At 68.3% G+C, this 12317-nt stretch carries 10 protein-coding genes; 7 read left to right on the forward strand and 3 right to left on the reverse strand.

Annotated features, from left to right (window positions below; translation table 11 throughout):
• Window positions 1-73: 73 nt before the first annotated feature.
• The 7 genes from ACCC97_RS10310 (at window position 74) to ACCC97_RS10340 (ending at window position 9071) form a co-directional block, all read left to right on the forward strand.
• Complete coding sequence (locus tag ACCC97_RS10310; protein WP_413332660.1) at window positions 74-1210, forward strand: iron-containing alcohol dehydrogenase; 1137 nt, start codon at window positions 74-76, stop codon at window positions 1208-1210.
• Between the two features lie 140 nt (window positions 1211-1350).
• Window positions 1351-3693, forward strand: a complete 2343-nt coding sequence (gene tssI, locus ACCC97_RS10315; protein WP_413332662.1) for a type VI secretion system tip protein TssI/VgrG — start codon at window positions 1351-1353, stop codon at window positions 3691-3693.
• Window positions 3694-3701: 8 nt separating this feature from the next.
• Window positions 3702-4139 carry a hypothetical protein gene (locus ACCC97_RS10320; protein ID WP_007827692.1) on the forward strand — a complete coding sequence of 146 codons (438 nt, stop codon included), beginning with the start codon at window positions 3702-3704 and terminating at the stop codon, window positions 4137-4139.
• Window positions 4140-4163: 24 nt separating this feature from the next.
• Complete coding sequence (locus tag ACCC97_RS10325; RefSeq protein WP_413332663.1) at window positions 4164-6803, forward strand: DUF2169 domain-containing protein; 2640 nt, start codon at window positions 4164-4166, stop codon at window positions 6801-6803.
• The gene (locus tag ACCC97_RS10330) at window positions 6800-7918 is read left to right on the forward strand and encodes a pentapeptide repeat-containing protein (protein WP_413332665.1); all 1119 of its coding nucleotides are present in this window, start codon (window positions 6800-6802) and stop codon (window positions 7916-7918) included. The genes ACCC97_RS10325 and ACCC97_RS10330 overlap by 4 nt, the downstream gene beginning before the upstream one ends.
• Window positions 7915-8661, forward strand: a complete 747-nt coding sequence (locus ACCC97_RS10335) for a DUF3540 domain-containing protein (protein ID WP_007827689.1) — start codon at window positions 7915-7917, stop codon at window positions 8659-8661. Before ACCC97_RS10330 ends, ACCC97_RS10335 begins: the two co-directional genes overlap by 4 nt.
• 23 nt (window positions 8662-8684) lie before the next feature.
• Entirely contained in the window at window positions 8685-9071 is a 387-nt protein-coding gene (locus tag ACCC97_RS10340; RefSeq protein ID WP_413311963.1) for a DUF4150 domain-containing protein, read from the forward strand.
• A 17-nt stretch (window positions 9072-9088) separates the two neighbouring features.
• Here ACCC97_RS10340 and ACCC97_RS10345 read toward each other — a convergent pair whose 3' ends face one another.
• From ACCC97_RS10345 to ACCC97_RS10355, 3 genes are all read right to left on the reverse strand, one after another.
• Window positions 9089-10069 (reverse strand): tripartite tricarboxylate transporter substrate binding protein, encoded by a 981-nt coding sequence (locus ACCC97_RS10345; protein ID WP_413332667.1) that lies wholly within the window; start codon window positions 10067-10069, stop codon window positions 9089-9091.
• Window positions 10070-10147: 78 nt separating this feature from the next.
• The gene (locus ACCC97_RS10350) at window positions 10148-11569 is read right to left on the reverse strand and encodes a sensor histidine kinase (RefSeq protein ID WP_413332669.1); all 1422 of its coding nucleotides are present in this window, start codon (window positions 11567-11569) and stop codon (window positions 10148-10150) included.
• Complete coding sequence (locus ACCC97_RS10355; RefSeq protein WP_413332671.1) at window positions 11562-12266, reverse strand: response regulator transcription factor; 705 nt, start codon at window positions 12264-12266, stop codon at window positions 11562-11564. The genes ACCC97_RS10350 and ACCC97_RS10355 overlap by 8 nt, the downstream gene beginning before the upstream one ends.
• Window positions 12267-12317 lie beyond the last annotated feature (51 nt).

Consider the following 12317-nt stretch of genomic DNA (forward strand, 5'->3'; position numbering starts at 1 on the left):
GTGTGCAAGACTGATCGCTCTTGTTAGATTGGGCTGGTCGGCAATCGTACTGCCCTACGGCATATCCACATTCATGGCACTCATCCAATACCTCACCCAGATCCAGTTCGAATTCGGCGCGATCAAGCTGCTGTCCAGCGAGTGCGCGCGCATCGGCATCAACCGCCCGTTGATCGTGACCGACGCCGGCGTGCGCGCGGCCGGCGTGCTGCAGAAGGCGCTCGATGCCATTTCCGACCTGGAAGTCTCGGTGTTCGACCAGACGCCCTCCAACCCGACCGAAGCCGCGGTGCGCGCGGCCGTGGAGCTCTATCGAAGCGGCCGCTGCGACGGGCTCATCGCCGTGGGCGGCGGCTCGGCCATCGACTGCGCCAAGGGCGTGGCCATCGCGGCCACGCACGAAGGACCGCTCAAGACCTATGCCACCATCGAAGGCGGGTCGCCCAGGATCACCGAGCGCGCGGTGCCGCTGATTGCGGTGCCCACCACCAGCGGCACGGGCAGCGAGGTGGCACGCGGCGCCATCGTCATCGTCGACGACCACCGCAAGCTCGGCTTCCACAGCTGGTTCCTGATGCCCAAGGCCGCCATCTGCGACCCCGAGCTCACGCTCGGCCTGCCGCCCAGGCTCACGGCCGCCACCGGCATGGACGCCATCGCGCACTGCATGGAGACCTTCATGTCGGCCGCGTTCAACCCGCCGGCCGACGGCATCGGCCTCGACGGGCTCGAACGCGCCTGGGGCCACATCGAACGCGCAACAAAGGACGGCAGCGACCGCGAGGCGCGCCTGAACTTGATGAGCGCATCGATGCAGGGCGCCATGGCCTTCCAGAAGGGCCTGGGCTGCGTGCATTCGCTGAGCCACAGCCTGGGCGGCGTCGATCCACGCCTGCACCACGGCACGCTCAACGCCCTCTTCCTGCCCGCGGTGATCCACTTCAACTCGGGCGCCGAATCGGTGCAGAAGGAGCAGCGCCTTCAGCGCATGGCGCAGGCCATGCACCTCGATTCGGCCGGCGATCTCGGCGACGCCATCCGCGACATGAACGCGCGCCTCGGGCTGCCCAAGGGCCTGGCCGAGGTGGGCGTGACGCCCGCGATGTTCGAGCAGATCATCGACGGCGCCATGGCCGACCACTGCCACAAGACCAACCCGCGCCTGGCCACGCGCGACGACTACAAGGCAATGCTCGAAGCCTCGATGTAAGGGCTTCTTCTACGCCTGTTTTCAGAGGGGAAAGCGGCCCGTGCCGCCCCTGCGCGTCATGTATACGACATAAGGAATTTCTAGACTGCCCATCGAAGGTTTCGCATCCGCAGAAGCCCCATGGGTCAGGGAAATTCCGAATGCCGCGTACTGTCCAAGTCCACACCGTCCTGAGCGCCGAGCAGCTCAAGTTCCGCGCCATGCGGGGACGGGAGGGGCTCTCGCAACTCTTCGAGTTCGAGGTGGACATGGTCAGCACCAGCTTCAGCCTCGACCTGAAGCAACTGCTCGGCACCTCGCTCACGCTGGAGCTGGCCGACGAAGGCGCGCCGCGCTTTCTCAACGGCACGGTGGTGCGCTTCGAGCTTGTAGGCCGCGCCAACGAAACCGGCCGCCACTACATCTACCGTGCGCTGGTGCAGCCGTGGCTGTGGTACCTCACGCGCACCACCGACTGCCGCATCTTCCAGAACAAGAGCGTGCCCGAGGTGCTCGACGAAGTGCTGGGCAAGTACGGCTTCCAGTTCGACAAGCGCCTCACGGGCAGCTACCCCGCCATGGAGTACTGCGTGCAGTACCAGGAAAGCGACTTCGCCTTCGTGAGCCGCCTCATGGAGCACGAAGGCATCGCTTATCACTTCGAGCACGGCAACGGCTCGCACCTGCTGGTGCTGGCCGACGACACCGGCAGCTACAAGCCGCTGCCCGGCCACGCCAGCATCGCCTATCGCCCGCGCGACCGCGTGCTCAATGCGCTGGAGCCCTGCATCGACCAGTGGCGAGTGGCCGAGCAGATCACCTCGGGCCGTGTGATGCTCGACGACTTCGACTTCAAGAAGTCGCGCGCCTCGCTGCAGAGCGTGCAGCAAGACCCCAAAGCCCACGAGCATTCGACCTACGAGGTCTACGAATGGCTGGGCGGCTACAGCGAGCACCAGCAGGGCGATGCCTACGCCAAGGTCCGCCTGCAGGAGCTGCAGTGCGCGCACGAGCTGGCTTCGGGCCACACCAACGTCGTGGGCATGGCGCCGGGCTATCTGTTCGAGATGACGCACTGCCCGCGCGAATCGGACAACCGCGAATACCTCGTCACCGAGACCCGCTACAACCTGCAGGAGCCCGAGTACTCCACCGGCGGCAGCAGCGAATCGGTGTGCGAGTTCGACTTCACCGTGCTGCCCTCCTCCGTGGCCTACCGCCCCGCCCGCACCACGCCGCGCCCGCGCACCAACGGCCCGCAGACCGCCACGGTGGTCGGTCCCGAGGAGATCTGGACCGACCGCTTCGGCCGCGTGAAGCTGCAGTTCCGCTGGGACCGCTACGGCCAGTCGGACGAGAACAGCTCGTGCTGGGTGCGCGTGTCCAGCAACTGGGCCGGCGCCAACTACGGCACCATGCACATGCCGCGTGTGGGCCAGGAAGTGATCGTCGATTTCATCGGTGGCGAGCCCGACCGTCCCATCATCACCGGCCGCGTCTACAACAGCGACCAGATGCCGCCATGGGAGCTGCCCGCCAACGCCACGGCCAGCGGCATCCTCACGCGCTCCAGCGCGGGCGGTGCGGCCAACCAGGCCAACATGCTGCGCTTCGAGGACCGCTCGGGCGCCGAGCAGATCCTGCTGCACGCCGAGCGCAACCTCGACGTGGAGGTGGAGGCCGACGAGACGCACACCACCGGCGGCACCCGCACCACCCTCATCAAGGGCCACGAGTCGGCCACCTACCAGAGCGGCGAGACGCGCGACATCACCGCGGGCGCCAAGGAAACCATCAGCGGTGGCGACACCCGCAGCGTGACCGGTGGCTTCACCGAAACAGTGGCCGGCGGCGTGACGCAGACCATCTCCGGCGGCAAGACGCGTTCGATCGGCGGCGGGCTGAACGACACCATCACGGGCGGCGTCAAGCTGGCGATCAGCGGCGGCTTCAACGGCACCATCGACGGACAGGAAATCCGCTTCGTGAGCGCGGGCCGCCAGGACACCATCAACGCCTCGAACACGGTGCAGGTCAACGGCCCCTCGACCACCACCGTCACCGGCCCCACGGTGCACACCTCGCCGGACGTGACCTTCAACACGACGAACCACATCCACAACACGACGCAGCACGTCATCAACACCAGCGTCTACAACACGACGTCGAACACCTACAACAACCTGACGAACAACTACACCAACAACTCCGTCAGCTACACCAACAACTACGCCAAGAGCAGCGACTGGCGGCTGGCGCGTTCGGGCGGCGTGGGCTTTCGCTTCGGAGCCGTGGGCGCCTCGCTGGACTTCTGGGGCGTGCGGCAACAGTTCTACGGCATCAATTCGCAATACGCCGTGCTCAAGGTGGACTTCCTCACCTTCAAGATCGCGAACAAGGGCACCGACATCACCAAGGAAGCCATACAGGTCGGCAACGCCGCGCTGCGCTTCCTGATGGACGGTCTCGCGACCTATGCGCAGGCCATGCACATCGTCATGTGAAGGACACGATGCCTGTCTGGGAAATTCTTCTCTGGGTTGTCTTCGCCGTCGTCATGACGGCGGTCGTCGTGTTCTCGATCGGCGCAGTGGGCTACATGCGCCGCGAGAGCCGGCTGTATTCGGCTGAACAGAAGCTGTGGCTGTCGCTCGCGCAAACGGGCCAGCCAGCCGACGGCGTGCTTCGCAGCCTGCGCATGCACCCGGGAAACATGACCCGCGGCGGCTCGCGCGGGCAGACCGTTTGCGCCGTGGTGCTCGACGTGGACTACGCCGACACCGCCGGCACGCTGCACACGGCGTCGATCCGCACATTCGTCGAGGACGCGCTGGTGCCCCGGTTCCAGGAACCGCTGAAGATCGTTCATCTGCGCTACGACCCGCGAAACGCCGCCTCGGTCGCGATCGACCGCGAGCGCACGCCGCTGGAGATCCCGCGTGCGTCCTGAGCGGATGCCGCGGATGCGCCGCCGATGAAGACCGTCAAGCCATTGCGGCTGAGCGTCACCACGCGGCCGTTCCTGCGCGGTGGCGAGCAGCGCCTGGCCGTGACCACGCTGTGCATGGCATCGATGGGCGAGCAGCCCGTGCTGACGCCCGAACCCGAGTTCTGGAAAGCGCTGTCCGACGAACTCGGTCCGGCCACCGCCATCGACCTGGGCCTGCCGAAGATCCGCGCCGAGGTGCTTGCCACCGGTTTCGCCTACACCGCGCACCAGGCGGAAAAGACGATGTGCGCCGCACGGCTGCAACTCGGCGGCCTTGCCAAGGACCTGGCCGTCTTTGGTGACCGCTATTGGATTGGCGGCCGTGCCACGCAGCCGCAGCCCTTCGAGTCCATGCGCGTGGACTGGACGCGCGCCTATGGCGGCCCCGCCTTCGCGGACAACCCGCTGGGCCGCGGCCACGGGCTCGAACAAGTCGATGGCCGCGAGGTGCAGCGCCTGCCCAACATCGAAGACCCCTCCCACCGCGTGCACCGGCCCGGCGACCAGCCCGAACCCGCCGGCTTCGGCCCGCTCGACATCGCCTGGCCCCGGCGCATGCGCATGATCGGCAGGCAGTACGACGAGCACTGGCGCGCCCACCTGTTTCCGGGTTTTGCCGAGGACATGGACTGGCAGCTCTTCAATGCCGCGCCGCCCGACCAGCGCCTGGCCGGTGCCCTGGAGATCGCTCCGGGCACCCCCTATGCGGTGTGGAACATGCACCCCGGCGTGCCGATCCAGCGGGGCCGACTGCCCAGCTGGCGCGCCCTCGCCTTCATCGCGCGGCGCCGGTCGCCGGGGCAGATCGAGGACATCGCGCAGCGGCTGACCACCGCGTGGTTCTTCCCGCACCTGGAGCGCGTGGCGCTGGTCTTCCATGGCGAGACCCTCATCGAAGAAGACGACGCCAGCGACGTCACCCACGTGATGCCCGCGCTCGAAACGATCGACGCACCACGCGGCCTCGCGCACTACGAGACCGTGCTGCGCCAGCGCTGCGACCCGGAAAAGGGCGCGCTCTACATGTTCCGAGACGATGAACTGGTGCCCCCGGGGGCCATTGGTCCATGGCTCGAACAGCCCGAAACCACCGAATCAGCGCTGGTGCGCAACATGCGCGAACGCGGCCGGCAAGCCCGCGACGAACTCAAGCAGATGGCGCTCGACGCCGGGCACAAGGCGCGCCATTTCAGGGAGCGCGCTCTTCCAGCGCCCTTCCAGCGCACACCCACCCTGCACGAGTTGCCCGGGTTCGTCGAGCAGGCGGATGCCTATGCCCGCGCGCAGCGCGCGCAAGGCGCTGTCGAGCGCGAACGCCTTCAGCGCGAAGCCGACGCCAACGCCAGCGAGTCGAGGAAGGTCGGCTTCGACACCGGCAAGCTGGTGCGCGAGCATGACCGCGCCGAGATCAAGGGGCCGCCGCGCGTGGATGGCGCGTCGGTGCTGCGCGGCTTCACGGGCATCGCAGCGGCCACGGGCACCGCGCCCATGCCGCCGGACCAGGTGGAATCGATGCGAAAAATGACAGAGGCCGGCGAGCGCGGCCTGCTCGCGCTGTACCGCGGCACTGCCCAGCATCAGGCCAGCGTCGATCCCCTGCCCCCCGAGCGGCTTGCGGCACTGCGTGCCCATGTGGCGTCGGTGCTCGCAGGCAGCCGCGATTTCACCGAGATGGACCTGACCGGCGCCGATCTCTCGGGCCTGGACCTGCGTGGCGCATGCTTTCGCCGCACGCTGCTGGAAAGCGCCGACCTGCGCGGCGTGCAATGCGACAGCGCCGATTTCAGCCAGGCCGTACTGGTGCGTGCGCAACTCTCGGGCGCCCGGTTTCATGACGCGGTGCTGCGCGACACGAACCTCGGAGGTATCGCCTGCGAACAGGCTGACTTCTCGCGCGCCGATCTCGAAGGCGCGAAGCTGGACAAGGTGACGCTTGCCGGCTGCAGCTTCGAGGGCGCGCGCCTGCACCATCTGCACCTGATCGATTCGCGGCTGCGCGGCTGCAACTTCGACGACGCCGACATTGCCTACGCCGGCTTCCTTTCCGACGTGACCATCGAAGGCTGCAGCTTTCGGCGCGCCCGCCTCTACAAGGCTGCCTTCCTGTCGTGCCGCGTGGCGCGGCTCGACTTCACCGGCGCTACGCTCGAAGCCTGCGCATGGACCCACACGCCGTGCGACGAGGGCATGGTGTTCGCGGCGGCCCTGCTGCGCACCACCTGCTTTGCCGGCAGCACCAGCCTGCGCGGCGCCAGCTTCGAGGCGGCCACGCTGGTGCAGTGCAGCCTGCGCGCGATGGCCATGGAAGATGCGCGGCTCGCCCGCGCCACGCTCGACACCTGCGACTTTTCTTCCTGCAACCTGAGCGGCGCCGACCTCGCCGAAGTGCAGGCGCCCGACAGCCTCTTCATTCGCGCCGACCTGAGCCGGGCGTCGCTGCGGGGCGCCAACCTGATGACCGCCAACTTCAACAAGGCCCTGCTGCCTAGCGCCGACCTGCGCGAGGCCAACCTGTTTCGCGCCGACATGTCGCAGATCCGCATCGACGGCACCACCGCCACCCAGGGTGCCTACATCGAGCAGACCAAGACCGTGCCGGCCCCGCGCGCGACGCCGATCCGATGAGCCCGCAGGAGCTGGTGCTTCACATCCGCAACGGCAAGCGCATGGAAGGAGAAGATTTCACCGGCATGCCGCTCGACGGCCTCGACCTTTCGGGCGGCATGTTCAGCGAATGCCGCTTCACGCGGGCCTCGCTCGCCGGCAGCCGGCTGGACGACTCGGTGTTCGAGCGCTGCACCTTCGATGACGCGACGCTGGCGTCGGGGCGGCTGGATGGCGTGTCGCTCCTGCGCTGCAGCCTGCGGGGGGTGGATGCGACCGCCAGCCATTGGCCGCGCACCGTCGTGACCGAGTCCGACCTGCGCGACGCGCGCTGCGCCGGTGCACAGCTGGCGGAAACGGTCTTCTACGGCTGCGAGCTGCACGGCGCCAGCTTCGAGCGCGCCACGCTCACCAAGACGATCTTCAACGACAGCCGCATGGGCAACGCGGACCTGCGCAATGCCTCGCTCACGAGCGCGGTGTTCTTCCGCAGCGACCTGCGCGAGGTCGCGTTCCAAACCGCGCGCTTCCACAACGCCGTGTTTTCCGAGGCCGACCTGCGCGGCCAGTCGTTCGCGGGGCAGGCCTTCGCGATGTGCCAGTTCACGGACGCGCGCATGTCCGGCTGCGTGTTCGAGGACGCGCAGCTCGCGCAATGCAACTTCAAGGGCGCAAGGCTCGACGGCGCGCGCATGGCCCGCGTGCAAGCGCCGCAAACCTTGTTCGTCGAGGCAGACCTGCGCGGCGCCGATTTCCGTGGCGCGGCGCTCGACCAGTCGCTCTGGGCCGACGCCTGGCTCGCGAGAGCCGACTTCTCCGGCGCGAGCCTGGAACAAGGCGTCTTCCTCCGCGCCCGCTGCGAGAACGCGAGCTTCGAGCGCAGCCGGCTCGTCTACGCCGATTTCTCCTGCGCGGACCTGCGCGGCGCGAACTTCGAGAAGGCCCGCTTCGAGCGCACCCAGCTGCACCGGGCCGAGCTGGCCGGCTCGCGCTGGAGCGACCGCATCGGTGTGCTCGACAACGACCCCCACCTGTACGAGGCAGAGCGCATCGCCCGCCAGCGCCCGGCCCGCGCCATCCGCCTCGACCGCAACGCCGAGGGTCGCCTCTCCATCGACGCAAAGGACATCGCATGACGATGAGCGCACGAAGCTCCCATTCCACCGCCCCCCCTGCAGACGTCCACGGCGAAAGCGAACTCGCCCCCCTGCTGCACAAGGCGCCGCCCGCCAAGCGGCAGGCCGCCGCGCAGCCCCCGGGCATTTGCATGGCGAAGGTGGTGGCCAGCCATTCGGACGACAGCCACGATGTGGTCCCGACGGGAGAGACCCGGTCGCGGCCCTGTCGCCGCGCCGCCAGCTGCCTGCTGGTGCCCGCGCCGGGCGACATCGTCATGGTCGCAGGCCCTGACGAAGACGAGCTTTACCTGATCGCCGTTGTCGCACAGGCCGACCAGGGCCATGCGGTGCTCGCGGTGAACGGCGACCTGACCCTGGCGTCGAGGCACGGCGGCATCGCCGTGCGCAGCTCCGGCGCACTCGATCTGCAATCGGACACCGCCGTCGCCACCCGCGCACCCGAATGGAACCTCACGGCCGGGCGCGGCCTGTGCAAGGTCTCGGAGCTCGACTACCAGGGCGCCGAGGTGCGCTTCAGCGCGCTGGTCTCGCGTTTCGTGGGCCGCGCGTGCGAGGTGGTGCTCGACCGCCTTCACCTGCTCACCCGGTCGAGCTTCCGCTTGACCGAGGAAGTCGAACAGGTGCGCGCGGGCCAGATCGATATCCAGTCGTCGAGCACCTTGCGCCTGCATGCGAAGAACACGCTCGTCACCAGCAAGGAGCTGGTCAAGATCGACGCCGAGCAGATCCACATGGGCTGATGCCCGGAAAAGGAGCCCCCGCCATGTTTGCCAACTCCCAGATGATGGGCATGGACCTCGCCTTCCCCGATGTCTGCAAGACTCCGCCGGCCGTGCCCATTCCCTACCCCAACTTCGCGCTGGGACCGACCGCCATTCCCAATGCCTGGAACATCCTCTACGGCGGCACGCCGGCGCACAACCTTGCCACGATCACACCGATCACCAATGGCGACAACGCGGGCGTGATGATGGGCGTGGTGTCGCAGACCGTGATGGGTCCTTCGCGACACATCACGGGCGCGTTCACCGTGCTGCTGAAGGGCTCGCCCTGCACGCGCATGACGAGCCTGTCGGTGCAGAACCGCAGCAATATCGTCGGGATGCGGATCGTGCCGAGCCAGTGCAAGGTGCTGGTGCTGGCGGCTTGAGGCCGGGGCCTCCGGAGCTACTCCGCCTTCACCCCCGCAGTGCGGATCACCTTGCCCCACTTCACCGTTTCAGCCGTGATGAAAGCATCGAATTCCTCCGGCGTGCTGCCCGCCGGAATGGTGCCCATCGCATCCAGCTTGGCGCGCGTGTCGTCGCTCCTGATGATGCGCGCCACCTCTTCCGACATGCGCTTGACGATGTCGCGCGGAGTGCCCGCCGGCGCCAGCATGCCCGCCCAGGTGCTGCCGGTGAAGCCCGCGAAACCCTGCTCGATGAAGGTCGGCACATCGGGCGCTGCCGCCAGCCGCTTGTCGCCCGCCACGCCGATCAGCCGAACCTTGCCGGCCTTGGCCTGGTTGATGAGGCCCGTCGGCGCATCGAAGAAAAGCTGGATCTGCCCGCCCATCAGGTCCGTCAGCGCAGGCACCGCTCCGCGGTACGGGATGTGGATCATGTAGGTCTGCGTCAGCGACTTCCACAACTCGGTGGTCAGGTGCGCAGCCGAGCCGTTGCCCGAGGAGCCGAAGCTCACCTTGCCCGGATTGGCGCGCGCATAGTCGATGAGCTCGCGCGCCGTCTTGAAAGGCGCATCGACGTTCACGGCCGCCAGCAGCGGCGACACGCCCATCAGCGAAACGCCGGTCAGGTCCTTGCGCGGGTCATACGGCAGCTTGGGGTACAGCGTGGTGTTGGCCGCATAGGCCGCGATGACGACGCCGAAGGTGGTGCCGTCGGGTGCCGCCTTGGCGATCGCATCGACGCCGATCAGGCTGTTGGCGCCGGGCTTGTTGTCGACGAGCACCGGCTGCCCCAACTTTGTCTGCAGCCCGATCTGCACCAGCCGCGCCATCTGGTCGGTGAAGCCGCCGGGCGTGTAGGGCACGATCACGCGGATCGGCTTGTTGGGCCATGCGGTCTGCGCGAAGGACGGCAAAGCGAGGCTTGCTGCGGCGGCGGCAATCGTGAACCGGCGGCGGGACAGCGTGGTTTGGGGCATGGCGGAGGGGACCCTTCTTCGTTGCGTTGCTTCGGGAAATGGACTGGGCCATTCTCGAAGCGCCATCCACCCATCCGGTCAGGGTTTGCCCGGCACTGCCAGCGGCAACCTCATGTCGAACCGCGCCCCGCCACCGCTCTCGTTCGCCGCCTCGATCCGCCCGCCATGCGCGTGCACCACAGCCTGCGAGAGCGCCAGCCCTAGCCCGAGGCCCGGTGTCTTCTCGTCCGAGCGCGCCGTGGCGCCGCGGTAGAAGCGCTCGAAGAGGTGAGGCATTTCGTCGCCGCGTATGCCGGGGCCACTGTCGGCCACGCTGATGACGGCCTCGTTCGCCTCGTTGTCCGCCCGCAGGCTCACACGCACCGTGGTATCGGGCGGAGAGAACTTCAGGGCGTTGTCCAGCAGGTTGGCCAGCGCGAGGCTGGCCGCGCCACGGGCGAAGCGCGCGGCCACGGGCGAAGCGGGCGCCAGCGACAGGGCAAGGCGCCGCTCGCGCGCCAGTGGTTCCAGCCGCCTCAGGGCCTCTTCGGCGAGCTGATTCAGCGACACCGTTTCCACCGCGTCGCGCTCCTGGCCGGCGTCGAGGCGGGCCAGCACCAGCAGTTCCTCGACCAGCAGCGTGAGCGACTCGACCTCCTCCAGCGAAGAGCGCAGCGTTTCCACATACGCGGCCGGTTCGCGCGGCCTGCGCAGTGCCAGTTCGAGTTCGGTGCGCAGGCGCGACAGCGGCGAGCGCAGCTCGTGCGAGGCATCCGACGTGAAGCGCCGCTGCGCTTCCATGCCCTGCTCGATGCGCGCCAGCATGTCGTTGAGCGTGTCCACCAGCCGGCCGATCTCGTCGCGCGTGCCGGGGTGCGGCAGCCTTTCGCCGAGGTTCGCGTCGCCGATGCGGTGAGCCTGCCGCACCACGTCGTCGATGGCGCCGAAGGCACGCCGGGTGATGAGCGCGCCCGCTGCGCCCAACGCCAGCAGCAGCGCTCCGCCGAGGATGATGAACAGCACGCTGGCCATGGCCACGGTGCGGTTCACGTCGTCCAGCGAGCCGGCCACCTGCACCGCCAGCAGCGAGGCACGGCCCGGCACGGGCACCGAGACCATGCGCGTGGGTTCCTCGCCGTAGCCGTCGAGCGTTTCGAACACGGTTTCGCCGGCCGCGAGCCGCTCGCGCAGCACGGCCGGAATGGGCAGCTGCGCCTCGCCGAGGTTGCTGCTGCGCGCGAGCACGCGGCCATCGGCATCGACGATCTGCACCAGCCGGTCGAGCCGCACGAACGACGGCGCGCCCGGGCCCGGCGGCGCTTCGTGGACGATGACCGTGTCGCCCTCGCCGGCCGACAGCAGCATGCCCATTTCGGTCTCGGCCAGCGCGAGCAGTGCGGCGTCGAGTTCGCGGTGCACGTTGCGCGAGAACACGAGGTACGAGCCGAAGGCGGCGACCGCCATCACCACCACGATCACGCTGACGTGCGCCAGCGCCAGCCGCTTGCGGAAACTAAGCATGCGCAACGCCACCGGTGCTGCCGTCGTCCGCCAGCGCCAGCCTGAAGCCGCGCCCGCGCACGGTCTGGATCAGCGGTGCGGCCGGCGGCGCATCGACCTTGCGGCGCAGGTTGCTGATGTGCACGTCGATCAGGTTGTCGATGGCGATCAGGTCGTCCTTCCACACCTGCTCGGCCAGGCGCGAGCGGCTGACCACCTCGCCGGCATGGCGCAGCAGTATCTGCAGGATCGCGAACTCCTTGTGGGTCAGCTCCAGCACCGAGCCGCCGCGCAGCACGCGCTGGCTCATCGGGTCGAGGCTCAGGTCGACCAGCGAAAGCACCATCGGGCGCACGAGCTCGGAGCGGCGCAGCAGCGCGCGCACGCGGGCCAGCAGTTCGTCGAAGGCGAAGGGCTTGGTCAGGTAGTCGTCGGCGCCGGTGTTGAGGCCGGCCACGCGGTCGCTGAGCGCGTCGCGGGCGGTGAGCATGAGCACGGGCGTCTTGCAGCCGCGCTGGCGCAGGTCGCGGCACAGGGTGAGGCCGTCCTTTCCGGGCAGCATCCAGTCGAGCACGATCAGGTCGTAGGCGACGACGAAAGCCTCCTCGTCGCCCTCCTCCGCGGTATGCACCACGTCGACCACGAAGCCCTCTTCCTGCAGGCCCCGGGCCAGCAGCCGGGCGGCCTTGCGGTCGTCTTCGATCAGCAGAATTCTCATGGCGCGGATCATGCCGCGTGTTCCTGACTGCCGGCCACCGGGCCGATTCTT

Source organism: Variovorax sp. Varisp85 (assembly GCF_047304045.1).
GTDB lineage: Bacteria > Pseudomonadota > Gammaproteobacteria > Burkholderiales > Burkholderiaceae_C > Variovorax.